This window comes from Alkalihalobacillus deserti (assembly GCF_020734105.1).
In the GTDB taxonomy this organism is placed as follows: domain Bacteria; phylum Bacillota; class Bacilli; order Bacillales; family Bacillaceae_D; genus Halalkalibacter; species Halalkalibacter deserti.
Map to the genome: position 1 here is coordinate 1 of NZ_JAJAFR010000011.1, position 24,995 is coordinate 24,995.

Genomic DNA, 24,995 nt, shown 5'->3' on the forward strand with positions numbered 1-24,995 from the left:
AACCCTCACGGATTCCAATTGAAACACTAGCTGCCTTCTTTAATTCTATTATTCTACTTATGCCCACTGCACGTTTCACAGCTTTTCTTAGATGAGTTAATATCTCTCGATCAGGGAGTTGAACTAACTCATGTGGTAGTAGATTTAGCTTTAATATTTGAAGAGCTGACTGCCCTTCCCAATCCTTAAACACTGTTAAGAATTCAGGAAAATATCGATCAATCCAATTGTGAATTTGTCCTTGTACTACTTGGAGATCAACGGATAATAGATCACGTATTTTTCTTGCGATTCGTAGATCAGCATATACTCCCTCTGGAATATTAGGTTCAGCGTATCTTCCGTCTTTCACTAATTGAGCAATAACCTTAGCGTCTTTCACATCATTTTTTGTGGGGGAATTATCATCTAATTCCTTCGTCTTCTTAACATGCATTGGATTAACAACGACAAGCTTAAGATTAAGTTCTTTAAGATAATGAGCTAAATTAAGCCAGTAGTGACCAGTAGGTTCAACACCGACAATTACTTTATTCATATCTTGTTGACCCTGAATCTCTCTAATCCATTCAACAAATACATCAAAACTATCTTTCGTATTTTCAAAGTGTAAAGGTTTTCCAAACTCCAAACCTCTGAAGTCTTGAGCACGAGCTACGTGCTTGAATTTCGCAATATCAACACCTATAATGAGTGTTTGAGAAGTAATTTGAGCAATTTTATTATTTTGGTTATAATTCATTTGAAGGCCTCCTGGTTTATATAATTTGTCCTTTCGCTGGCCAGCTTCGGACATTTATATCATACCAAGAGGTTATTTTTTTGTTCAAACTCCATTTTTTATCATTACAGGAATGCTCCCATTGATGATACCCGTTCCCAGTGTTTTACTGCATACTGTTCAACGCTTTGACATTGAGCAGATAACAATCTTTCTATTGCCAGCTGTATGAATTGACCATGCCTTCTAAATATACGAAGTCACTAACTGCTCTCCTGGTGTCATGATTAAATCCTTCTGCTCTTTACTGCCTTGAGGTCTTCCTTTAGGGTCGACCGGTCAGTATACGTTAAAAAGCTTTGGGATGGCATCCTTAAAGGTGATATCTTAGTGTATTATGATGATTTTTAGCTTGATTTGTCACAGTACATAGCGATGCAGGATTATATTCTTCGTTGAGATTATAAGTACCAGTATTAATTAATTAGAAATCCCTGAATTCATCAAAGGAGATATTTTTTTACGAACGATGAATTATAAGATAAGGTGTCCCAATTGCTTACGCTAATCCAGTGCATCGCCATAAAGAAGACCCAAGAAAATCCCCCCAAAAAAGAAACAAAATTCTCAGTTCCGTAATGCTATTCACCGTATGAAGGAGAAGCATCTTGTATTCACCTTTATTGCCCGCTCCTAAATTATTTATAACAAAGAAAAAGAAATTAGTACAAAATTGAGACGCTACTCCACGATGGTAAAGGTAACCGTTGCATAATTATGATACACCTTGAGATGGACCATTTCTTTTTACGACCAAGACTTATAACCTATTTTTTAAGTCAATTGTAAGATTGGTACATCTTAATCAGTATTAAAAAGAGAAACTAGTTTATTGGAAGAGTTCCCGGTATTACGTGGAAATAGCATGGTTCTTATTAACAACACAATTAATGTAAGGTATGTATAGCTGTCTTAATGTACTTAGTTCCATGATTAAGACAGCCTATTTTCTTGATACATCAACTTAGGGTAACCGACCATCATGATCTGAAAAGAAAAAATTTTTATATTTATTCCTTTTTTTTTCAGATAACATGACTGTACCATATATATTAGTATCAAAAGGTGTTACAACGTCATATTCTTGACAAAGTCGTTGTAATTCTTGATATGGGTCAACTGCCCCAATATCTTTATATATCGTTCCCCCACCTACAGGCCTAGTATGGGTTACAGGAACCTTGTCAATAACAGCTATCCTATCTTTCGGATACCCTAATATTTTTGGCCATATAGAGTCAAGTCCCCAACCTGATATGCTTTTATTAAATGTCGGCCAGAGTAATTGTAACGCTTCTCTTGAGAAAATCGGTACCATAACTTCAACCCAATTCGTATAACGCAAGGTATAACCATAATTTTCTAGTGTAATCCCATGCGAGTAATAAGAATCTCTTGTTAATGCTGGTTGCGCTAACGCTAAATTATGACTCATAAATATATGGAACATTTTATTTATAGCTGAACAATTTGTTCTAATATCATCATCTGGCATCCAGATTGCATCGTACTTTAAGATACTTTCTCCCCATTGTTCCATTATTTTATAAAATCTTGGCCATTTTGAATCTTTGGCTTCTGTATAGAAATCACAATCGCCTCGATAATCATTACTACCATCTCCATAATACTCAAGATATAAATCAAATATTTTGTATTCGTTTGGTTGTAACCACTCCTTATGAAGGGAGTTATCACCTACTCTTGCCATTACTAAAAAACGTTTGTCTCCTTTATTTCTAAAAGGATTTTCACCAAGTCCATTCATCTTATTCACCCCTAATATTCTCTTTTTACTCCACTGAACAAAGCGTTTATTTGAACTTACTGCTTTTCATTTTGGACCCAAGTTGCATTACCAGAATTCCATAGATCATCAAGGTACTTTTTGTCTCTTAATGTATCCATTGGGTACCAAAATCCCGAATGTTTAAAGGCCATTAATTGTCCATCTTTTGCAAGATTTTCTAATGGTTCTCTTTCGAAAATGGTTTCGTCACCATTACATATATAGTTAAATATATCTGGCTGCAATACAAAAAAACCAGCATTGATCCAGCCGCCATCTCCTTTTACTTTTTCTTGAAACTTCTTCACTGTCTGATTTTCTGATAAAGCCAATGCTCCAAATCTACCTTGTGGCTGAGTCGTCGTTAAAGTAGCAAGCTGCCCGTGTTCTTGATGAAACTTTACTAACTTTTTAATGTTAATATCACCGACACCATCACCATAAGTGAGCATGAATGTTTCATCACCTATATATTTCTGAATTTTTTTAATCCTGCCACCAGTCAACGTATTTAAACCTGTTTCAACTAAAGTTACTTTCCAAGGTTCTGTGGAATGATTGTGGATGGTACATTTATTATCTTTCGAAAAATCAAACGTTACATCAGAATGATAAAGAAGATAATTCGCAAAATATTCTTTAATCACATGACTTTTATACCCTAAACAAATAATAAAATCATTATAGCCGTACCTAGAATATAGTTGCATAATGTGCCATAAAATCGGTTTATCACCTATCTCAATCATTGGTTTAGGTTTTTGTTGCGTTTCTTCACTAATTCTTGTTCCAAACCCCCCTGCTAAAATTACAACTTTCAAATTAATTCCCTCCCATATCATTTAAAGCTTTTCGTGTTGTAAATTATTAACATGACTACTCAAAGCTAATGCAGCTAATGCAGCTACCACTACTATTCCTTTATAAATTATTTTATTAATAAAACTTAAATATGTTTGGACGAAACCTCTATAAATTAAAAAATCACCAAAAATAACTTTCATCAATCAGAAAGGTTAAGGTGCTTTTATTAATCAAAGTCGGTTTTCTACCAAAGTTAAACATTTTCTTGTTAAAAAATAACACCCCCAATGTTTAGAAGGTGTTGTCTTACAATATAGTCATATTATTAGTTTCGCTAGTTATTATATGTTTCTATCAGTTTTTGTAATCCTTTGACTAATGGCGTTTTTGCCCTCCACCCTAGTAATTCAATGTTTTTACTTATTGGAGCAACAGCGTACATGATATCGAACTTTCGATATGGTTTTGCTCCCCAGTGAATATTTGCTTTCTTATTAGTAATTGTTTCAATATAATTAGTTAGTTCTTTAATACTTGTACCTATCCCCGTTCCTAAGTGTAAGTCAAGACTATAATTGGTAAATTGGGATAATGTATTAATATTATTCAAAATTGTTATAAAAAAGTCTACTACATCATCAATATAAATTAAATCTAAAATTTGCTCACCAGCGGTCATATGAATACTTGAAGGAGAATCAAGAGCTTCTAGGAGATAATGAAATACTTTTTTTCTCGTATCATTTTCTCCATAGATGGTATAAGGAATTACGTTAATAACATTAAAACCAATTATTTTTTTATAATAATCTAATATACTCCTAAAGGCCGTTTTAGTGGCTGCATATAAATAAGCACTTTCAAGATTACCATCACTGTAATAATATTCTGCAAATGTCCCTGTATTAATAAATAGACGGACTTGACAATTTTTTAAGGCATCAAGGATCTCTGTACTATATAAAATATTAGTATTGATTAGTGACCTCATATTCTCATAATCATCACTACTTGTTGAATGAGTTGCGAGATGAATGACTACCTTTGGATTAAATTCTTCAATACTAGTTTTTAAAAGGTTGACATTTTGATCAATTAGTTTAATATTTTCATGTTCTCCAAATAAGTCATTTGCTTTTTCCATATCTCTTACTAATAAACCAATAGTATGGGACATTTTTGTAAGCGCAAATATTAAGTTTCTTCCAACATAACCCGTTGCTCCTGTAATTAATACATTCATAAAAGCACCACCTACCGTTTAAATTCTGGAAGACTTTTATCTTTATTAGATAATATAGGCTGTTTAATACCCCAATTAAATCCGAAACTATCCCATTTAACTCCTATATCATGAGGAGGGGAATGGATTTCTGTTGCCATATACATCATAATTGAATCTTCTTTCAAGACCTTATAGCCGTGGGCACAGTCAATAGGAATATATAAAGCTGTAGGGTCATCATCAGATAATTTGATTGAAAAATACTCTCCATACGTTGCTGAGTCGTTTCTTAAATCAAGAATAACATCTAAGACTTTTCCCTTAATACAAGAAACTAGCTTTTCACATGCTTTTTCTCCACTTTGGTAATGCATCCCTCTAATTACGTCTAGCTTTGAACTCGTAAACCATACTTCTTTAAAGATATTAGCATTTATAGTATTATTTTGAAACTCATCAAAACAATAAGGCTTTCTTAATTCGCCCCTTAAATCATCATACTTTTTGTATTTCAACACATAAAGACCCTCAATATTTGTTCTGTTAATTTCCATTGCTTTCTCCTTTCTTGTGACTACTAAATCCCTTAAACCTAGCTTATTTTCTTGAAAACTTGTTTATTTGATCAACACACAACTGGTAAATATCACTACTTCTGTATTCTTTATACCATTCAATAGTAAAATCTAATGTTTCATTGATATTTAATTTTGGAATCCATCCTAACCGGGACCTTACTTTATCAATGTTTAGCATAAGCAATTTTGCCTCGTGGGGTTGCTCTATACCTGATTCGTCTTTTATTTCACCTTTTCCATACCTTTCAACCACTTTCATCGCTACATCCCAGACACTTATTATTGAATCTTCATTTGGACCAAAATTCCAACCTTCACAATATTTTATTGGTTCTTCAAACATCTTTTGGCCTAACCGTAAATAACCACTTAATGGCTCTAAGACATGTTGCCATGGTCTAATTGCTTTTGGATTTCTTATCCTAATTGCCCTATTCAATTCAAGATCCCTAATACAGTCTGGGATAATTCTGTCCAAAGCCCAATCCCCCCCACCAATTACGTTTCCTGCCCTTACACTAGCAATTGATTTACCATGAACTTGATACTGTTTCGGGTTAAAAAATGAACGTAGCCATGATGAGATCGCTAGTTCAGCACATCCCTTTGAGGAACTGTACGGGTCATAACCACCCATTGGGTCACTTTCCTTATAACCTACTAGCTGTTCTTTATTTTCATAGCACTTATCGGTCGTAATCATAATACCAATTTTCGTTTGATCTGTTTTTCTAATACACTCTAGAATATTTAATGTTCCCATTATATTCGTCTCATAAGTTTCAATTGGTTTCTCGTAAGATGCCCTTACAAGTGGTTGAGCGGCTAAGTGAAAGACTATTTCCGGTTCGTATTTTTCAAATACTTCTTCTAACCTTTTATAATCTCTAATATCTCCTCTAACATCTATCATTTTAGAAGTTAATCTAGATAAGACAAAATTATCTTTATTTGTAGACGGATCAAGTGAATACCCAATAACATTTGCTCCTAACTGTTTTAACCATATACTGAGCCACGATCCTTTGAAACCTGTATGCCCAGTAACTAATACATTTTTCCCTTTGTAGCAATCATTGAAGTCTAACATGATTCATTCTCTACCCACCTTTTATAATTGTATTATTTTAAGATCACATACTCATTCAATGTCTTTCATTGCATAGTCTGTTTGTCTAAATCTTTCAAGCTATAACTCTCCATGTAATTTTTCACAAGAAGTAATTAATTGTCCATTTGCATTTATCAACACATATACAAATAATAAATTCTCACAAATTAAAATAGGAACTAATAGTGTCCAAATGGCGTACCCTTCGCCACCTACGATAACGCTCTCTCAAGTGGAAGCGATGCCGTGCCTTTGGTTTCTTTACCACGGTCTATCTGTTTAATCTATTATAACTTTTTTGTCTTTCTTCCTCATACGCCATTCCAAAACTCTTTATTAATAAATGACTCAAAACATTTGTTCCAGAATAAATGAATAAACTTACTTTCAGGACATCTTTCCACCTCTTCGTTGCTCACGCAAACCGATCAGGGGGATTTGTCCGGTTCTTTTTGTCCTTACTCTTCGTTTGGTTGTTCAGGACATTTGTCATCTATTTTTTAATTTTGAAAGATCTCGAATATAAGGGGTTTCCCTTTCTTAATAAAAAGTCGTTCTGTTTTAGTCAATTTAACAAATTGATTTACTGGTAGCTTCAATTTTTTTAATATATTACTATTAGTAGGTTGGAGAGTATTATTATTACTTAAAAAATAAGAAGACCCTTCTTTAAAAATTATCCCATCGGGTAAATTTTTTTTCGGTGATAGAATATGATCGATCAATGGACCCTCAGGAATATGCTCTAATTCTTTTTTTTTCAAATCTACAACATCCTCAAACTTGAAATTAAATTTCTTAAAGGTCCTCCGATCTAACAGTTTCCATTTTTTATTATTCTGTATATAAAAAATGTCCGAACTATTTTCAACCTTTACGAGAAGTTGATTTGGGATAGTTCCATTTTTGAAAATACTTACATCAATAAGAGGACCAGGAGGATACTTAAAAAGTACCGGATCTGGTACAGCAACAATTCTTTTACGATCATATTTGAGCCGCTTAAACATTTCCTCTGTAATTAGTCTTCGTTTTTGTTGATCAATCAAATATACCTCTGAAGCTAAACCTTTTACTAATATTCCATCTGGTACTTTTTGAGGTAAAAAAGCATTTAAGTTTTGAAATGAGGATGGAGTTTTATAACTGATATCTAATTCTTTTGGAATAGGATAAAATGGCTGAAACTCATTTAAACGGGACCAAAACGCAGCATCACCATTATGCCAGTACTTTGGATTATCATCCCAATAGCTTCTGTGCTTTTGAAAAACTTTTTCCACAATCTTTCTTGAATGCATCACAGAACAATGATCAACACGATTTGCAGCTTTTTTTAATATACCTTTTGTTTTTCTTGTTTTCTGAGATATTAATTTTAACTCACCATTTACTTGCCGAATAATTTGGCCTGAATAGGCAACATCTATATTAGAGTGGTTATCTAAAAAATTAGCCATTTCATTTAGTCTAGTAGGTAAATATTCTGTATCGTCTGTTAAATAGGAAAGATATTTACCTGTTGTTAGCGGTATCGCTTGATTAATTAATACAGCATATCTTGTTTTTCTGTAACGATCATGATCAGCAATATTACTATTGAAGTAATGAATTCGATTATCATCAGTATATTTTTTGATGATTGTATTTGTTTCCTCATTAGAAGCATCATCCATAATAAATAGTTCCCATTCTTGCATGGTTTGCCTCAAAACACTCTCGATCGCTTTCCCAACGGTTTGAGATTTATTATAACTCGTTAAAATAACTGAAACTTTCGGAGTCATATAAACACCTTCATTTCACACCTTTATCTATTTTTCGTCTCCCAATCAAATCCTATCTGGAGATCATTCCACGGAATCCTTTTCTCATCAGGATTAGAGACATTATATGATTGTGTTGTAAAATAAACAATTGTTGCTGATTGTTGCCCGAGAACACGGTATCCGTGAGCAACTCCTTTTGGAATTAATAATAATATAGGATTTTCTTCACCCATGTAATAAACTTCTGTTTCTCCATGTGTATCGGAATCTTTTCTTAAGTCATGTAAGACAACCTGTGCATTGCCAGAAGGGAAAAACCAAAGATCATCCTGACTATCATGATAATGAAAGGCTTTAATAACACCAGGATAGCTCATTGAGATCGACGCTTGCCCAAAACGTTCTAGTAAATTTTCATCTTCACGAACTAGCTCTGCAAAAAAACCACGATCATCACAAAATTTTTCTATTTTTTTCACTTTCACACCTTCAATCACTGGTTAACTCCTCCCTTAAAAAGTTTTCTAAAGCAATATCCCATGCTCGAGGTATCTCTAAACCTACATTTTGTAATTGTTGATGACTCATGACAGAATACGAAGGTCGTAAAGCTTTCGAACCAAACTTTTCTGTGGTTGTTGGTCGTATAAGATTTGAGTCATAGCCAGCATAATTAAAGATCTTTTTTGCGAAATTATACCAGCTGCAATACCCTGCATTACTAACATGATAAGTTCCATCCGGCTTATCAATTAACTTTAGTAGATAATCTACAAGGTCGTTTACGTATGTGGGACTACCGATTTGATCATTAACTACATTGATCGGTTGACCTTTTTTCGCTAAACGTAACATCGTTTTAACAAAATTATTCCCATAATGGCCGTATAGCCAAGAAGTACGCACAATCGTACAGTTTTCTGTATTTTTATTTACTAACTTTTCTCCAAGCCATTTACTCAGCCCATACGTACTTAAAGGATTAGGTTCATCACCTATCTGATAAGGTTCATTTTTACTTCCATCAAAAACGAAATCACTACTAATATATATTAATTTTGCTCCTATAAGATTTGCTGCATTTGCTACACATGAGGCTCCTAAAGCATTAACCTCAAATGCTTTCTTCTTTTCTATTTCGCACTGATCGACAGCCGTATATGCCGCTGCATGAATGATACAATCTGGTTTTAAAAACTTAATTGTTTCCTTCACAAGACTCGAGTTTGTTATATTTAACTCAACCCTGCCTAATGATGTCACTTTAAAATCGTCTTTCGCTTGTTTCGTTATTTCTTTTCCCAACTGACCAGCGGCCCCTGTTATCAAAAGGTGCTTCATCTTCGTCCTCCTTAACTTGTGCCATCTTTGAATTGTGTTTTATACCATTCAATTGTACGGACAAGTCCTTCATCAAAAGAGATGACCGGTTTCCAACCAAGTTCTTTATGAATCTTTGCCCAATTAATACCATAACGTCGGTCATGACCTTGTCTGTCTTTGACGTGACAAATCAAATTACAATTTTTACCTAAATAATCTAAAATGCGTTTTGCCACATCAAGATTAGAACGCTCATTTCCTCCACCAATATTGTATATTTCTCCGGCCTCTCCATGATCTAGCACCTTAGAAAGAGCTCGACAATGATCTGTCACAAACAACCAGTCTCTTATTTGTAAACCGTCTCCATAGACTGGAACTTTTTCATTATTAACAGCTCTTGCTATTATTTTTGGTATAAACTTTTCTTCGTCTTGTCTCGGACCGTAGTTATTACTGCAGCGTATTGTGATAACAGGAGCTTGATATGTTTTATAAAATGAACGAACTAATAAATCAGCCCCAGCTTTACTAGCAGAATATGGATTATTTGCTGCAAGCGGTGATTGTTCAGTAAACGGTAAATCATCCTTATCTAATGAACCGTACACTTCATCAGTTGAAATATAAATCATCTTTTTGGCACGACCTTCGATCAAGGCTAAAAGCAGATAATTGGTTCCAATAATATTTGTATTTAAAAAAACACTTGGATTTTCAATACTTCTGTCAACATGTGATTCAGCTGCAAAATGAACAATTGCATCGTAAGTACGATCAAACACTTTAGTTAATTGCTCTTTATTTGATATATCAACAGAAAAGAATCGGTAGTTTTCGTGATTTTCAAACTCTGCCATGTTCTCAAATTTACCTGCATACGTCATGGAATCTATATTGGTCACATACGAACTAGAAGTTTGTAATAAATGATGAATGAAGTTTGAACCGATAAACCCAGCCCCTCCAGTAACAAGTATTTGTTTTATCATAATGCCCTCCTAACATCCTCTTTTTTTGAGAACACAAAACAATTTGCTTTAAACAGAGAATCATGGGTTCCTGCATCGATCCACCAATTATCTAATATGTCATAACCCATCTTTTCTTCATTCACATAAAAATTATTCACATCAGTAATCTCTAATTCTCCGCGCTTTGACGGAGTAATTCTCTCAATATATGAAAAAACTGATTTATCATACATATAAATACCTGTTACACAATAAGCTGGTTCTTCTATATTTGGTTTTTCAAGAAGCTTAGTAACTTTTTTCGTTTCCTCATTTATTAAAGCAACACCGTACCTCTTGGGTTCAGCTACTTCTTTTAATAATATAAATGCACCTTGCTTCTGCTTCATAAATTGCTGAACAAATGGGGTTAACTTATCTTCAAATAAGTTATCTCCTAATAAAACAAGAAATTTCTCATCTCCTACAAAGTCTTTAGCCAGTGATAATGCATCTGCAATACCGCTAGCCTGCTCTTGTGTAGCAAATTTTAGACAAACTCCAAACTCTTTGCCCTCTCCTAACAATTCGATAAATGAACTTAAATGCTCTCTGGATGTTAAAATGAGTATCTCCCTTATACCTACCTCCTTTGCTTTGAAAATTGACCAATAAATCATCGGATATTGACCAACTGGTAACAAATGTTTATTTATAATTCGAGTAATAGGTGATAAACGTGACCCAGTTCCGCCTGCAAGAATGACAGCTTTTCTCATCTTTTCACTCCTAGCTAACATAAAAATTTAATGCTAAGACAATCGTTGAACAATCGTTTCGATTATGGAAGCAGCTGCTGCAACAGCGAAAACAATAATGATAGGTATAAAATATGATGGAAGTACCCAATATCCACCTAATAACAATATCGTGCTCCACATACCTGTACACCAATAACAGCTTAGTAATTCTCCTACCCAGCGTCTAAAACCACTTCCTTTTATATTTAAATAAATTTCATAGGTCCCATCTTGCAATTGTTCTTCTTTCTCCTCAAGAAAAGGGTTACGAATCCAATGCGTTATTCGATCGAATAAGATTAAACGAGTTAAACGAAAACTAGCTAATATCAGTAATAACAAATGAAAAACATCAATCGACAATGTCCTCCCCACCTTTTGCTATTATTCATTTTCTATATACTGTATGTGTTTCGCAAAAAATCGGCACAAAAAAAGTATCGTAATTAAAAAGTTTTCCTTTACACACTTACGCCAAAAAAGCAAAAGGAATGAATTCTTTTGCTTTTCTATAAGGAGAAAGTTACTAACTAATCCTTATTCATATTTCACTTTCATTTACAAATGAATAATTAAAAAATCGCGGAATCGAGCTAGTTTCTACTCAACTCAGTAAAAACTATAGTGACTCGGCTGTTTACGTATATTACTCTGTCAGAGGCTCTTGCTGAACCACCGTGTTTATTCTTAAATTTGGTTATTCAAATATCTTTCTAATAACGTCCTCATCCGTATAGATGGGTAAACATTTATTGGCTGGCTAGCACCAACACGACTATGAAAAAGCCATTGAAGAAGTTCGGACAACGCGTATAACTCACTATTTACTTTTACACCTTGTTCACTAAAGATATGTTTCGTCACTGGATTTACGTAAACGTTGGCAAGGTAAATACAAGTACTATTGTGCTGATACTCGTTCGTTACATGTGTATTTAAGTTTACGAAACGATCTTTTAACCCCCGTGGAGTTATTTTATCTTTAAAAGATTTAAATGTAGTCCACATTACTTCCTCAGTCTGTACCCTACATTTTTCACGGTAAAAATGATAACTGCAATCACGAATTACTTTTTTTATACTAGGGCTATTATCTTTTCTCTTTAAATCAGTAACGCTAAAGGAATTTATTTTGTTACCAATTTTATTCATATCTTTCCTATCCGTTTTTCTCGGATAATAAATATTAATTATTTCTTTCAGCAAGGAACGATCCTCCTGATCATAGGAAATGAATTCAACTAATTTAAAATCGTTGTCTTCATTTGTAACTGAATGCTTGTTAACTCAATCCATACAGGTCAAAGTAAGCACGCTGTATTTGTCCATCAAGCATGTATGTAAAATAAAAACGTCATCAAAATTTTTCAGTACCTCTATCGGAAATGTCCAATACATAAGCACTGGTTCACTTTCTTCATCTTTATACAACATAAGATTTCCTGAGTTTGCCAAATTTTTGATTTGCTCAAAAGAGCCTTCGCTGTAATCAGTTTTCTTCCAGTGAACGTTTCCTTTTCCACTCACCTCAATAACCTCGTTCTCTAAGAGTATTTTTAAATCGTCCCATGAAATATCAACTTCTTCAATTACGTTCTTAACTTCATCGAGTATTAATGTGTAGTGCTCCATTTCTAATAACTCAAAAAGTTCACAATCTATACATTTAAAAGGTTCAACAGTTGAGATAATATTCTCACCGTCTGCAATTAAACGTTTAATATCACCCAGCTTAATTTCACCTTTTGGATCAACTTCTAGTTGCTTGAATTCGCGGTTAACCGAAAGCATAATTCTTTCTACCTCGTTTTTAAATGGTGTGATATAAATAAACTTTTTGTATGTTGGTGCTTTCTTCATGTATTGAATAGCCCAACTCGTTTTACCACTACTTATAATTGAATCAACAACAGTAACTTTCATTTTGCTCGAATCTTGGTAAACCATTATAATCACCTTCTTTTGAACCTCTTAACATACAAACTATCCCTTCACCTAATACCTATTATTTGTATCTTCTAGTGTATGCCCTATTCCTTGTAGAGTGTTCAAAATATTCAACGTTTTTTTCTAACCTAAATACGTTAAATTGGCTAATATCCTTCTGCTTTTCAGGAATAATTTTAAAAGAGCCTTTCATTCTTGTTAGGATTAAGTCTAACCAAAAGTTGGAGTTTTCAACTTTTAAACGTCCCGACATTTTTTAGATTAACATAACGATTGGAGGCAGTTTTTAACTAGTTGAAATGGTGAAATTAGTATCCGTTTAGTGGATAATCGCTCTTATAAAAAAAGATTTTTGGTATCTTAAGGGTCTGTTGCAGCAGAATACCGAATGTTAGATTTATAGAAAGTACTGCTAATTTAACTAAAAAAACAGGCAACCGCTTATTATCGGTCAATGCCTCTTAATGGAAGCTTATTCAGAAAGATTTGTTCACAAGTTTTATAAGCAATGGATAAGTAAGATAGTTAAAAGGAAAAAGAAATGGTTGTGGAAACAACATCCATTTCTTAAATAAACGATACTGTTACTCCCCTTCCAATCTTTTTCAAACACACATCTCCTTTAAACACAATGGTGTCTTTTCCCCAAAGATCTTATCAAATGTTTATAGTGAACTTTTAAAGGTAATATAAATAAAGAGTAATTTACGTCTTTCTGCTATTGTAAAGCTGATCTGTTAGGAGGACTTTAATGGAAGATAGTATTGTGGCATTAATGTCTAATCTATTATTAACGAACGTAGTAATTGTTTTAATCGGGATCACATTTATTGTTGTCATTATAAAATTGTTGCAAAAAAGTACTAGTCGTTATGTGAAAGATCACGATAATCGCTATAAAACAAGAAAAATGATCAATGTCCTTGGCTATATCATCGCACTTATTTTTATTGCAATTGTTTATAATGACCAGCTTGGTGGGATCACAGTAGTACTTGGTGTAGCAAGTGCAGGTATAGCCTTTGCCTTGCAAGAAGTAATTATCAGTATCGCCGGGTGGATTTCCATTTTAGTAGGAAATATTTTTAAGACAGGCGATCGCATAAAAATGGGCGGCATTAAAGGAGATGTAATTGATCTTGGTATTTTACGAACAACAATAATGGAAGTAAATGAATGGGTAGATGGAGATTTATATAACGGTCGAATAGTTAGAGTAGCAAATAGCTTTGTTTTCAAAGAGCCTGTCTACAATTATTCAAATGAATTTCCATTCCTTTGGGATGAAATAAAAATTCCGATAAAATATGGTAGCAACTACAAAGCAGCAAAAGAAATTGTTTCAAAAGTTGGGCTAGAGATTACAGGTGATTATGCCAACAACGCTAGTCAGCATTGGAATGAAATGGTGAAAAATTTTTTAATTGAGGATGCTAGTACACAACCAATGGTCACCCTTATTGCAAATGACAATTGGGTCGAATATACACTTCGATATGTAACACACTACCGAGCACGTAGAACAACGAAAGACTTGTTATTCACAAAAATTTTAGAGGAGATAGATAATGCACCAGAAAAAATTCAATTTGCTTCAGCTACGTTTGATTTAGTGGACATACCAACTGTTGATGTTAATCTCAAAGGCAATAATAAGTAATGTATATCTACCGTAGTTATGGAAAAAAGAAAATCCACTAAAACCTATCCTTTACTACAAACACATCCATATAATCTACCAATCTATCCTTACAATTCTGAATCTTAAGAACACGAGATTTTCAAGAAAAGGGATACTCAACTGTCCCTTTTCTTAAATTATTTCAAATCCCTCTTTGAAATAAAAAAAGGTTCTCCTCACATTGTTATCTGAAAGAGAGCGGAGGACGTTTGCTTCTCCTCACTGCATTTATTATTAGCTTTGTATTAGAGTTTTTTGTTCTTTACAAAGCAATGAAATATGACATACATTCTAAATAAAATGGTGGTTTCTTTTTAAAAAGGCTATCTCTATTAGATAGCCTGAAACTTTTATTTTGCCTTGTTAAATTATTGCACCCATTGCTTCATAACTAAAACCAAGTCTAAATCATTTTTTGTCTAGATATAATACAGGTTTTGGTATAGTACAGCTTTTATTGTTACTTCTTCCACCAGCTATCACTAGAGAAGTACATGTTTTTGGAAAGAATAAAGACCATGATCCTGCTAAAGGGGTAACCGGATTAGTAGGTGGTTGTGACTCTCCTGCATAAGGAATCTCTGACCACCTCAAATAGTTCTTGCTCAAAATTATTACACCCCCAGTCCTTAATAACTAATTCATATTATGTAAGAAAATAAGATATGATTGGACTCTCTATCATACCTATGTTAAGAAATATATTTTCTAACGCTCTTCCTTCTATGCGTTCTTTAGGTTAATGTCCACTTAGCAATCTCAATCCATTTTCAATAGTTAGATCGGGGGTTTTATAAGTTAATCTTTTTTTAAAGTACCTTCTAGTCGTTTTATTAATCCATAAGGTCTGACTTTAAATGCTTCATGCGGTATACAATTTCCTTTCATAGCATCTAACACTCTTGGAATGAATTTTCCTCGTGTAATATAAGATAATACATTTGATGAGTCTATTTTCACAAAACGAACATACTGTGTTTCACTTGATGTTTTTAGATTTCCTCCGATATATTCCCCACGAAAAACAATTGAAACTGTATTCCCATTTGAATATACACCAGTAACACCATCCAACTTAACTTCAATCCCGGTCTCTTCTAGGATCTCTCTACAGAGGGCAATGTCGAGTGTTTCACCCTCATCTATTCCGCCCCCAGGAAGTTCCCATGTATCTGATCTCCAATATGTTTTAATTAACAAAGTTTCATTTTTATCGTTTGTAATGTATCCACTAACTGCAATATTCTGTTTTTGCGGAATATAGTCTCCTGTAGAAGTCAAGAAGTCTTGACGAGTTTCCAAAAAAGGTTTACCTAATTTAAAAAGTTGACTTTGTGCTTTTTCATGCTTTTCATCTTTTAACACTCGTTTTTCTATTTTTATAAATTCTTCATAACTAGGGTACTCCCACAATGCTAAAATTTCATTTTTGGTATCTGTTAACCAACATCCAATTAACTTCGCACCATTTTTTATTTGATTAGGTACCAAATATTCATTAAAATAGTCATTAAATTTCGTAACCTTTTCTGGTCTTATTTTAAAAGTTTCTCTCCTATAAAACATATCTTTCCTCTCTTCACAAATTAGTATAAATGAGTTACTACATTATACTTATACAAACTTCAATAAGTTACAAATTTTCATTAGTTTTAGTCGTCATAATACAGCCTAAAAACTAATAGTAAAGCCTTTTCTACCTTCCAATCTTCTTCAACACCTCATCCAAAGGCTCAGGCTTCAAAAACTCCACAGGCGAACCCCCCTTCTCAAACGTAAACGCATCCCCTTCAATCACGATCACATATCTTCCGTTCACCTTAGCAATATGCAGTGATTCACCGAAATCAGAAAACATCGCCTTCCATCAATATGGTCAAGCTTCAGCTTCAATGGTAACTCTGGCTGATGCTCCACAATCGGTGCAGATGCTTCTACGACTTGCTCTGGTGTCCATTTTTCTTGCATTTCACGTACAGGGGTGTTCGACCAAGACTCAATGTATTCTTCTTCTTGTTGACGTTCTGGACTTTCCTCTTGATACGTTTCCGCAATGTGCTGCTGAGCAATTTGCATCACTTGCGTTTTGACGATTTCAGGCATCGACTGGTGATATTCGACGAATTTTAAGAAGTCTTCGAAGTAACGGGCGTGAGAGGATTGATGAACCTTGAGCTCCCATTCCTCTGTCATTCCTTCTTCACGCATATAGGGGTAAGGAAAAAACCTCAGTACTAGATCTCAACACTTGTGTTCAATAAATGGTAAAGGTCTATTGACTAATGAGCGTGATAAATGTTGAATAGCACAAAAGCAATTAAAATCAACATCTACAGAAAATGGAGTTTTCTCTAGACGAAAAGTTTCACATATAGTGTTTGCTAAGCAACCATTTTCATCGATCGGTCTAAGCATTAGCAATTTTCCACAACCTGATGATTTACCAAACTCAATTATTTTGAAAATATTTGTTTTGAAACATCCATAGCAGTCATTTTGCAAATCTCCAATGTTCCCAAACGCTTCAAAAGGTTTTAAGTTTTTATTTAGTAAGATAATTGGAATAGTAATGTTACAGGAACAATATTTATGTTTTTTTTGAACTCTGTCTATCTTAAGTGCAGTCTTTAAAATACAATTAGACGACTTTAGACATTCTTCTTCGTACACAGTTCATTCCACCCTTCTTTTGTCTTAGATCGTTTCGACTAAATAACGTGCGTATCGAATCGTTTGCTTTGCAATATCTAACTCTAGAGAAAAAGTTGTGGGAGTACCTGGCCGCCAATTCACTTCAAATATCCAAATTCTATGGTTTGAATCCAAACCGATATCAATTCCTAACTCATCGAGCGATTGTTGATATAAACTGTCTATGTGTTCTGAAAAATAAATTGCAAATTGTTCCAAATATCTTTTTACATTGTAATATTCACTATCAAATTCTTGTTTTAAAAAAACTTCAAACATGGTTGTGTAGCCACCGTTAATTAAGTTAGCTACAATTCCTTCGCCAGCTATACATGGATAAATAGTCGTCAGCATCCATTTCCCTTCTCCATCTTTTTGAACATGCAATCGAAAGTGAGTTGATAATCCCGTTTTTGTTTTAGATTCTATAAAAGCTTGAGCAAAATATTTCGCTTTTTTTGTGAATTGTTTTGCGAACCCCTCAAATTGTATTTTATTCATCTCTACTTCCGTGTTCCCTTGTTGCGCAATAAAGATTTCTTTATTTCTCTGTACATAAACAATGTTATGTCCTTTATGCCCGTTAAGTGGTTTTAAGACGATGTTGCTATATTGATTAAGAAATCTAGACACATCCTGAGATTGCAAAATGTCAATAGAAGGGATTAAATAATGAGCAAACATTTTTGCATCCTTTATCTTTTGATAGGCATCTAATTTATCGCCTATAGAATGGCTAGTAATAGGAATACCTTTACTTAATTCTTCTACAATTTCTTCTTGCTTTTCCGTCATTGAAGGACTAGCGTTATAAATAACATCCGGGAAATGTCTCCTTTTTTGTACCCATTTCCCGTTTTCATAAACCCAAGCTAGGATACTTCGATCGTTCAAATTAACAAGTTCAGGCGAAAAAAAATAAAAATTAACATCCTCCAATTTTGCCGCGGCAGCATAGGCATAGGCTTTAAATACCGTTCTTGGATCTTTACGATGAGATAGCATCCCTACAGTTACCAATTTTCATATCTCCTTTCGTTCCATTGGATGCAAGTGAAATTGAATTTCTTTTGCTGCCTCTTTAGCAATTGATTTTGCTTTTAGTAGCGTATCGGCTGAAGCCAATACGTAACCGTACCGACGGCCCATCGACAACGGTGGTGTCAACAAAGCACCTTTACGAGGTTTGATGTATACTTCTTCTACACCTTCATAGCGTAAAGCTCGTTGCTTACCTGTTACTTTTTTCAGTCTTCCCGTTGAATTAACTGTTATATAGTGAGCATAAGCATATTTGTGATATTGTTTATCAATTAAAGCTTTCTGACCTGTATACAATTTAATCGTTTCTCGAACTAAATTAATACCAAACCCAACTTCAATTAGGCGGTTCATTACTCCTCCTGAAATCCTCGGATTAATCTCAATTAATTTCCATTGATCATTTACACGCTTTAATTCTAAGTGGAACGCACCATTTTCTATCTGCAAATTTTTTATAATAGTTTTAATGACCTCGTCAAGACTATTTTTCATTTCTTTTTCAACATTAGCTAGCAACCCATATCCCGTGACGATAAATCGTTCGTTTTTGGATATTTCTTGTTTAATTACAGCAACAAGATGGATCTCACCTTGTTGAACTAAAATTTCTAGCAAGTACTGTGGTCCATCTAAATACTCCTCAATTAGAACAGGTTGATCTCTAAATTTCTTTATAAAACTTTGAATTGCTGTTTTCAATTGTTCCCGATCTTCTACCAATAGGACATCCTTGGATCCTGTTGAAACTGGTGCTTTCACAATCAGAGGTAAATACCTTACATACTTTGTTAAAAAAAGATCGATCACGTCGATTTTTGGATCAAAGACTGTAAAAAAAGGGGAAATAACTGTACCCGTCAATATTTTTCGTGTTTGTATTTTATCTTCCATATTGGAAATAGCATATTTGTTTAGTTCGGTGTTACAAAAGTATTCCGATAACTGAGCTGCAATTTGAACATAAGGATCAATGAAACTTAATACAGCTTGAACTCGTTTCCCTTGTTGATTAAGAAAAGCAATCTTTTGTCTTAATTGTTGAACATTTAACTTATTTAAAAAGTACATTTGATGTACGTCAGGGAATTCACTTCGTTGTGTCAAAAATTTCTTTCGATTTGTTAAAAGCACGGTTAAATAGCCGAGGCGTTCTGCTTCTTTTATTGCTTCCCTACTGGATCCTGATTTATTTGTTTCAATAAATACAATCGTCTGCATAATTCATTCAACTCCAGTTTACAATTTTCCAAAAGTGAACAAAAGCCATAGGTTTAAGCCTTTCATGAGGACACGATATTGGTATTGTCGATTTTTATTTCATAAGATACAGGCGATTAGACCTTCAAAGTTTATGTTTTTCAACTAGTTACTTTAAATTATGTTTTCGTTAATAATTGGAGCCAGTACATTACATAAATTCATTAAATCTGATGAAAAAGGGATTATACTTAGTAATTCTTTGCAGATTTAAAATCAGTTACCCAAACCTTTATGTTTTATCAACACCACACTGATCGAAAACTATACTAATAAAAAATGAGTGTTCTTTGATCTTTAGTTATTCTGTAGCAATTGAACAGCCACTGCACCTTAAAAAAGCCTGCTATGAGTGATATAGCAGACTTACAGCGGGCTAAGCCATTGACCTTTTTGCGAAAGCATTCATTCGGTCTTCAGACTAAGAAACTAATTTTCTCCTTTATTATCCGTTATCATTAAAGAACGTAGTGGTTCTAGAAGTTGGCATTGGAGGTGGTAGTGTCGTACAACGATCCAGGTTCCTCTCATCATAATTGCATTAGGGGTTGCTGTGACATTGAAAAATGAGATCAAAGGCAGATCTATATTATCAAGTCTTAATTCCGCTACTTTTTGTACAGTTGTAACATTTTAGGTTAATTTTTTGCCAACATATTAGCGACATTACCATTGTGATTATTAAACGTGAAATCCAATATTCATCACTTAGCTAATTGATGAATCTATACAACGTATGAAATGGAATAGAAGCTTGTTCTAGTCATATTTTTCATTTTTAAGGACAAAAAAAAGGCGAGGAATGAGCCCGCCTCAACATGTCAAAACATGTGTAAATCATACAAATATTTTATTGGATTTTACTATAACGAAGATTATGTCTTTTTAATCTTTGAAATCTTCATCTAAACACGGAAAGTCCGTATCTATTTCTTGGTCATAACAATGTTCATCTTCGTCCTTTTCTTTTTCCTCATCACAAGAAACAACTAAAGTTTGATTAAGTGAGGATTTGCATCTATTTTCATTGACATCTCCCATGATTGTAACACTAATAGTACCTAATTTCTCTCTTATTACTGTTGCCTGTATACTCAAAATAACTTTAAAAACAATGTTGCTTCCTTCATGTCCTTCATTCGGTAGAACTTGTGGAGGCAATACTCCTTCCAAAAAAGGATTGGTATGTTTTAGAATATCACCTGGACAAATGCCTTCACAAAAAACCTCTTCCTGAAACGATAATGTAGTGTTTTTAACCCTTTTTCCATCAACAATAATACTACCTTTTATAAATCCCTGAATGACTATAAGTTCCTTTAAGAGTGTACCATTGATCTGAATACTTGATAACTCAGGAACAAATTGAATATTTGCACTTTTGATCCTTTTTAGACTTGTATTGGCATGAGCGATAAGTTTTACTTTTTTAGAACATATAACCGATTGAATGAGGACCGCTTCATTTGTCATACCAGCATCCTTTTTTGTATTCATTTACATACCTCCGCAAACAAATTTTTTAGGCATTGTTATCGTATGATATTTACCTAAAATGGTTACTAGAAAATTTATAATTATGGAAGTAATTAGCATCTCTATTCATACAATATAGACTCCCATTAATTCTATTCTCTTTATTAAAATACATACTAACCCTTAAGCACAATTGCCATCTTCGTTAACGAACAACGATTTGGTTAGCAGCTTTAATTTTAAACTGCTTTTTATTATAAAAAACAAATGCCTGGATGGTGATTGTTCCAGAGAGAGTCTTCAGGAGGATCTCAAAATTATCGATTGAAACGGATTCTCCAGGCAAAACTTTCACTTCATTGATTGGACAAACCCAAATCTCCCCCCGTTCTTTAGCCCTTGTTGCCCAACCTTTACTAACAAACATCCATTGTGAGTTTGATAATATTTCATTGTGTTTTCCTATTTTCTCATATAGTAATTGTTCTCCTTCTATATTCGCAGTGCCTGCAGGAGTAAAACGAAAACAAATATATGGTTGTTCTAATGGTTGCACTCCTATATTCTCCATATAAAATGATCCTTCTATTAAACCAACTTTATTCCCGTATTTAACAACTGAATAATCAAAATAAGCGATGCTTTTATAATCATTTTCTGATTTTTCCCTCTTAATGAAATTATTGTTTCTTGATTCAATCGAAGAAAGATGAGGACTTTTATTTTTCTGATATTCAATTGGGGATTCTCTTTCATCAATCTCTGAATGGTGAAGAGTCGATGTTCCTTCATGTTCGTTTATATGATAATCAGTCTCTATTTGTGTTTCTTTTTCACCACCTTCTATAAGAATTCCATCTACAATTTCCTCATAATCAGACTTTTGATCCTCATTATTTCTTGACTCTGTAAATTCAGAAGGTACTGAAGAATCGTCATCTAGTGGTTCTTGTTCTTGTTCTTGTTCTTGTTCTTGTTCTTGTTCTTGTTCTTGTTCTTGTTCTTGTTCTTGTTCTTGTTCTTGCTCTTGTTCTTGTTCTTGCTCTTGTTCTTGTTCTTGTTCTTGTTCTTGTTCTTGTTCTTGTTCTTGTTCTTGTTCTTGTTCTTGTTCTTGTTCTTGCTCTTGTTCTTGTTCTTGTTCTTGTTCTTGTTCTTGCTCTTGTTCTTGTTCTTGCTCTTGTTCTTGTTCTTCTTCTTTTGAAACGGATTTCAATTCGATTTCCAGACGTTTTATCTTTGCTTCTGCTTGAACAAGTTTTTTTTCGAGTTTACGTGAATGTTCCTGGTAGAAATCAATACGTGATACCAAACCATCATAGCTCATCTGTTCCTCTTGAAAACTCATTATATTCCTCCTCCCTATTATTACTATCAACAATATATGATTAAATGCTGTACTTATACAGACACCTTCAGTAACAAAAAAAAATTTGTATTAATAACTTTATTTATATAACTTTTTATCTTTAATTTTCAGCTAGACCAGTTCTTCTAATCATTTTGTCTCTTTTTCTCCTACAAAAAAAACCCCTTATAACAGATGGATAATTAAATCCCAGTCTGCTATAAGGGCAGCATTTAAAAAATGTGTAAATATTTTAATTATTTTCAATAGTATTCAAGCAAAACATATATAATTAAAGATCATTTCAAATAACATTGGGAAGTTGTGAAGTACTGATGGTGTCAAATCCTAGTTTTCCTTGAAGGTTTTCCTCATCTTTTAGTTTCATTGACAGATCAGTTAAACTTATAGGCGGTTTAATTTCTTCACGTATTATTAAATCACGTTAATTAGATTTAAAAAAGTATGTTCATCTATTTAAAGCGCCTGGTTGTTGAAGAGAGGTTTTCTCTATCTTTAGAATCATAAGATCAACTGTTCACAGCTCTCCTCGATCCTTTCCATTGGCTTTAGCTCATTTCGGCTAAATACCGTGCGTATCGAATCATTTGCTTTGCAACATCTAATTCTAGAGAAAAAATGGGAGGAGTACCTGGCCTCCAATTCACTTCATAAATCCAAATTCTATGGTTTGAATCCAAACCGATGTCAATTCCTAACTCATCAAGTGAATTATCATACAAACTGTCAAAATGTTCACAAAAATTGATTGAAAATTGCTCCATATATCTTTTAATATTGTAATATTCATCGTCAAACTCCTGTTTTAAAAAACATTCTAACATTGTTGTGTAACCACCGTTGCTTAAGTTAGCAACTAATCCCTCACTTGCTATACCAGGATAAAGCGTTGTTAATGCCCATTTCCCTATCCCATTTTTTTGAACATGTAATCGAAAGTGAGTCGCTAAACCAGTTCTCGTTGTTGATTCTATAAATGCTTGAGCAAGATAACTTACTTTTGTTAACTTTTTGGCGAACACCTCAAATTTTGTTTTACTCATCTCCACTGTTGTCTTGTCTTGTTGAACAATAAAGTTTTCTTTATTTCTCCATGCAAAAAGAATGTTTTGTCCTTTATGACCGTTAAGTGGTTTTAAGACAATTTTTTGATATTTATTAAGAAACTCAAACACATCTTGAGATTTCATAATTTCAATAGAAGGAATTAAATAATGCTCAAATATTTTTGCGTCCTTTATGTTTTGATAGACATCAATTTTATCGCCGATGGAATGGCTTGTAAAAGGAATAATTTCTTTTAATTCTTCAACAATTTCTTCCTGCTTTTCCGTCATAGGAGAACTTGAGTTATAAATGACATCAGGAAACTGCCTCCTTTTTTGTAGCCATTGTCCGTCTTCATAAATCCAACCTAGAATGCTTCGGTCATTAAAATTGACACATCCAGGCGAAAAAAAATAAAAGTCAACACCTTCCATTTTAGCGGTAGCTGCATATGCATAGGCTTTAAATACCGTTCTTGGGTCCTTACGGTGAGACAGCATCCCTACAGTAACCAATTTTCGTAACCTCCTCTTATTCTAGTGGATCAAATTGTAATTGGATTGCTTTTGATAGCGTACCGACGTCCCATCGATAACGGTGATGATAAAAATGCACATTTACGAGTTTTAATGTATATCCCTTCTACTCTTTCATAACGTAATGCCCGTCGTTTATCCATTACTTTTTTCAGCCTTCCTGTTGTATTCACTGTAATATAATGAACATAATCGTACTTTTGATAAGGTTGAACAAGCGAAGCTATTTGACTTGTATACAATTTAATCGTTTCTTGAACTAAATTGATACCAAATCCTATTTCAATCAGGCGGTTCACCAGAACTTCTAACAAATACTGTGGTCCATCTACATACTCATCAATCAATACTGGTTGATCATGAAACTTTCTTATAATCGTTTTGGATTGTTGGTTTTAGTTGTTGTTGATCATCTACATTAAAAAATATCGTCCTTCGATCCTGTCGGTAAGAAGCTTTCACAATTAGTGGTTAACGCCGAGCTTACTTGATATAAAGTGATTGATCACTTAGTTTTTTGGATTTAATACTATAAAAAAGGAAAAATAAGTATTCCCTTTAACGCTATTCGTGTTTAACTAGAACCTGATTTATTTGTCTCAATAAATACAATCGTCTGCATAATTTTACCCAACTCCTGTTATCGCCCAAACTGAACGAAAGCCATTAGATTAGGCTTTTAAATTAATGTTAGCTTTTTTATGTTTTAGGAATTACAGAATTAGATATAATTAAAATCGTTTTTCAACATTACAACCTGTACTTAAATATTTTTCACTTTAAACTATGTTGTTCATTAATAATAAGAGTAAGTACG

At 33.6% G+C, this 24,995-nt stretch carries 23 protein-coding genes and 1 pseudogene; 1 reads left to right on the forward strand and 23 read right to left on the reverse strand.

All coding sequences use genetic code 11. The features are described 5' to 3' along the window. The 14 genes from LDX58_RS17185 to LDX58_RS17250 all read right to left on the reverse strand — a co-directional run. Positions 1-742 (reverse strand): IS110 family transposase (locus LDX58_RS17185; RefSeq protein WP_227938052.1); only part of this gene is annotated, 742 nt, incomplete at its 3' end. A 1,003-nt stretch (positions 743-1,745) separates the two neighbouring features. Beyond that, entirely contained in the window at positions 1,746-2,549 is an 804-nt protein-coding gene (locus LDX58_RS17190) for a DUF707 domain-containing protein (protein ID WP_227938053.1), read from the reverse strand. A 56-nt stretch (positions 2,550-2,605) separates the two neighbouring features. Beyond that, positions 2,606-3,391 carry a glucose-1-phosphate cytidylyltransferase gene (rfbF, locus tag LDX58_RS17195; RefSeq protein ID WP_227938054.1) on the reverse strand — a complete coding sequence of 262 codons (786 nt, stop codon included), beginning with the start codon at positions 3,389-3,391 and terminating at the stop codon, positions 2,606-2,608. Between the two features lie 317 nt (positions 3,392-3,708). Further along, complete coding sequence (locus LDX58_RS17200; protein ID WP_227938055.1) at positions 3,709-4,617, reverse strand: NAD-dependent epimerase/dehydratase family protein; 909 nt, start codon at positions 4,615-4,617, stop codon at positions 3,709-3,711. Positions 4,618-4,628: 11 nt separating this feature from the next. Continuing rightward, positions 4,629-5,153: a dTDP-4-dehydrorhamnose 3,5-epimerase family protein gene (locus tag LDX58_RS17205; RefSeq protein ID WP_227938056.1), complete on the reverse strand. Its 525-nt coding sequence runs from the start codon at positions 5,151-5,153 to the stop codon at positions 4,629-4,631. A 43-nt stretch (positions 5,154-5,196) separates the two neighbouring features. Further along, the gene (gene rfbG / locus LDX58_RS17210; RefSeq protein ID WP_227938057.1) at positions 5,197-6,267 is read right to left on the reverse strand and encodes a CDP-glucose 4,6-dehydratase; all 1,071 of its coding nucleotides are present in this window, start codon (positions 6,265-6,267) and stop codon (positions 5,197-5,199) included. 521 nt (positions 6,268-6,788) lie between these two features. After that, a complete protein-coding gene (locus LDX58_RS17215; RefSeq protein ID WP_227938058.1) occupies positions 6,789-8,075 on the reverse strand; it encodes a glycosyltransferase family 2 protein in 1,287 nt (428 codons plus the stop codon). A gap of 23 nt (positions 8,076-8,098) precedes the next feature. Further along, the gene (locus tag LDX58_RS17220) at positions 8,099-8,554 is read right to left on the reverse strand and encodes a dTDP-4-dehydrorhamnose 3,5-epimerase family protein (RefSeq protein WP_227938059.1); all 456 of its coding nucleotides are present in this window, start codon (positions 8,552-8,554) and stop codon (positions 8,099-8,101) included. Beyond that, on the reverse strand, positions 8,547-9,398 hold the full coding sequence (gene rfbD / locus LDX58_RS17225; protein ID WP_227938060.1) for a dTDP-4-dehydrorhamnose reductase: 852 nt from the start codon (positions 9,396-9,398) through the stop codon (positions 8,547-8,549). The genes LDX58_RS17220 and rfbD overlap by 8 nt, the downstream gene beginning before the upstream one ends. Before the next feature lie 11 nt (positions 9,399-9,409). Beyond that, entirely contained in the window at positions 9,410-10,372 is a 963-nt protein-coding gene (gene rfbB, locus LDX58_RS17230) for a dTDP-glucose 4,6-dehydratase (RefSeq protein ID WP_227938061.1), read from the reverse strand. Continuing rightward, on the reverse strand, positions 10,369-11,112 hold the full coding sequence (locus LDX58_RS17235; protein ID WP_227938062.1) for a sugar phosphate nucleotidyltransferase: 744 nt from the start codon (positions 11,110-11,112) through the stop codon (positions 10,369-10,371). Before LDX58_RS17235 ends, rfbB begins: the two co-directional genes overlap by 4 nt. Positions 11,113-11,145: 33 nt before the next feature. Then, a complete protein-coding gene (locus tag LDX58_RS17240) occupies positions 11,146-11,496 on the reverse strand; it encodes a DUF1360 domain-containing protein (RefSeq protein WP_227938063.1) in 351 nt (116 codons plus the stop codon). A 324-nt stretch (positions 11,497-11,820) separates the two neighbouring features. Next, on the reverse strand, positions 11,821-12,339 hold the full coding sequence (locus LDX58_RS17245) for a YonV C-terminus-related protein (RefSeq protein ID WP_227938064.1): 519 nt from the start codon (positions 12,337-12,339) through the stop codon (positions 11,821-11,823). Between the two features lie 81 nt (positions 12,340-12,420). Then, positions 12,421-13,080, reverse strand: a complete 660-nt coding sequence (locus LDX58_RS17250; protein WP_227938065.1) for a YonV family putative phage-derived protein — start codon at positions 13,078-13,080, stop codon at positions 12,421-12,423. 751 nt (positions 13,081-13,831) lie between these two features. On the opposite strand from LDX58_RS17250, the gene LDX58_RS17255 reads away from it, so the two are divergent. Next, positions 13,832-14,740 (forward strand): mechanosensitive ion channel family protein, encoded by a 909-nt coding sequence (locus tag LDX58_RS17255; RefSeq protein ID WP_227938066.1) that lies wholly within the window; start codon positions 13,832-13,834, stop codon positions 14,738-14,740. An 819-nt stretch (positions 14,741-15,559) separates the two neighbouring features. Here the strand turns inward: LDX58_RS17255 and LDX58_RS17260 are convergent. The 9 genes and pseudogenes from LDX58_RS17260 to LDX58_RS17300 all read right to left on the reverse strand — a co-directional run bounded on the left by LDX58_RS17260 (position 15,560) and on the right by LDX58_RS17300 (position 24,525). Continuing rightward, entirely contained in the window at positions 15,560-16,327 is a 768-nt protein-coding gene (locus LDX58_RS17260; protein WP_227938067.1) for an NUDIX domain-containing protein, read from the reverse strand. A 130-nt stretch (positions 16,328-16,457) separates the two neighbouring features. Then, positions 16,458-16,969 (reverse strand): annotated as a pseudogene (locus LDX58_RS17265) (DUF3900 domain-containing protein). Positions 16,970-17,002: 33 nt separating this feature from the next. Continuing rightward, positions 17,003-17,431 (reverse strand): CotY/CotZ family spore coat protein, encoded by a 429-nt coding sequence (locus LDX58_RS17270; RefSeq protein ID WP_227938068.1) that lies wholly within the window; start codon positions 17,429-17,431, stop codon positions 17,003-17,005. Between the two features lie 24 nt (positions 17,432-17,455). Further along, entirely contained in the window at positions 17,456-18,472 is a 1,017-nt protein-coding gene (locus tag LDX58_RS17275) for a YheC/YheD family protein (protein WP_227938069.1), read from the reverse strand. Between the two features lie 3 nt (positions 18,473-18,475). Beyond that, on the reverse strand, positions 18,476-19,714 hold the full coding sequence (locus LDX58_RS17280) for an ATP-grasp domain-containing protein (RefSeq protein ID WP_227938070.1): 1,239 nt from the start codon (positions 19,712-19,714) through the stop codon (positions 18,476-18,478). Between the two features lie 924 nt (positions 19,715-20,638). Then, a complete protein-coding gene (locus LDX58_RS17285) occupies positions 20,639-21,250 on the reverse strand; it encodes a hypothetical protein (RefSeq protein WP_227938071.1) in 612 nt (203 codons plus the stop codon). 184 nt (positions 21,251-21,434) lie between these two features. Further along, entirely contained in the window at positions 21,435-22,574 is a 1,140-nt protein-coding gene (locus tag LDX58_RS17290) for a hypothetical protein (protein ID WP_227938072.1), read from the reverse strand. Positions 22,575-23,143: 569 nt separating this feature from the next. Further along, positions 23,144-24,157, reverse strand: a complete 1,014-nt coding sequence (locus LDX58_RS17295; RefSeq protein ID WP_227938073.1) for a YheC/YheD family endospore coat-associated protein — start codon at positions 24,155-24,157, stop codon at positions 23,144-23,146. 29 nt (positions 24,158-24,186) lie between these two features. Continuing rightward, the gene (locus LDX58_RS17300; RefSeq protein WP_227938074.1) at positions 24,187-24,525 is read right to left on the reverse strand and encodes a hypothetical protein; all 339 of its coding nucleotides are present in this window, start codon (positions 24,523-24,525) and stop codon (positions 24,187-24,189) included. Positions 24,526-24,995: the final 470 nt, after the last annotated feature.

Excerpts from the sequence above, each read along its gene's own strand:
- LDX58_RS17260 (WP_227938067.1), bottom strand. The coding sequence starts at position 16,327 with ATGTTTTATAGGAGAGAAACTTTTAAAATAAGACCAGAAAAGGTTACG.
- LDX58_RS17285 (WP_227938071.1), bottom strand. The coding sequence starts at position 21,250 with ATGAATACAAAAAAGGATGCTGGTATGACAAATGAAGCGGTCCTCATT.
- LDX58_RS17255 (WP_227938066.1), top strand. The coding sequence starts at position 13,832 with ATGGAAGATAGTATTGTGGCATTAATGTCTAATCTATTATTAACGAAC.
- LDX58_RS17205 (WP_227938056.1), bottom strand. The coding sequence starts at position 5,153 with ATGGAAATTAACAGAACAAATATTGAGGGTCTTTATGTGTTGAAATAC.
- LDX58_RS17280 (WP_227938070.1), bottom strand. The coding sequence starts at position 19,714 with ATGCAGACGATTGTATTTATTGAAACAAATAAATCAGGATCCAGTAGG.
- rfbB (WP_227938061.1), bottom strand. The coding sequence starts at position 10,372 with ATGATAAAACAAATACTTGTTACTGGAGGGGCTGGGTTTATCGGTTCA.
- LDX58_RS17200 (WP_227938055.1), bottom strand. The coding sequence starts at position 4,617 with ATGAATGTATTAATTACAGGAGCAACGGGTTATGTTGGAAGAAACTTA.
- LDX58_RS17215 (WP_227938058.1), bottom strand. The coding sequence starts at position 8,075 with ATGACTCCGAAAGTTTCAGTTATTTTAACGAGTTATAATAAATCTCAA.
- LDX58_RS17290 (WP_227938072.1), bottom strand. The coding sequence starts at position 22,574 with ATGAGTTTTCAAGAGGAACAGATGAGCTATGATGGTTTGGTATCACGT.
- LDX58_RS17250 (WP_227938065.1), bottom strand. The coding sequence starts at position 13,080 with ATGGTTTACCAAGATTCGAGCAAAATGAAAGTTACTGTTGTTGATTCA.
- LDX58_RS17190 (WP_227938053.1), bottom strand. The coding sequence starts at position 2,549 with ATGAATGGACTTGGTGAAAATCCTTTTAGAAATAAAGGAGACAAACGT.
- rfbG (WP_227938057.1), bottom strand. The coding sequence starts at position 6,267 with ATGTTAGACTTCAATGATTGCTACAAAGGGAAAAATGTATTAGTTACT.
- LDX58_RS17235 (WP_227938062.1), bottom strand. The coding sequence starts at position 11,112 with ATGAGAAAAGCTGTCATTCTTGCAGGCGGAACTGGGTCACGTTTATCA.
- rfbD (WP_227938060.1), bottom strand. The coding sequence starts at position 9,398 with ATGAAGCACCTTTTGATAACAGGGGCCGCTGGTCAGTTGGGAAAAGAA.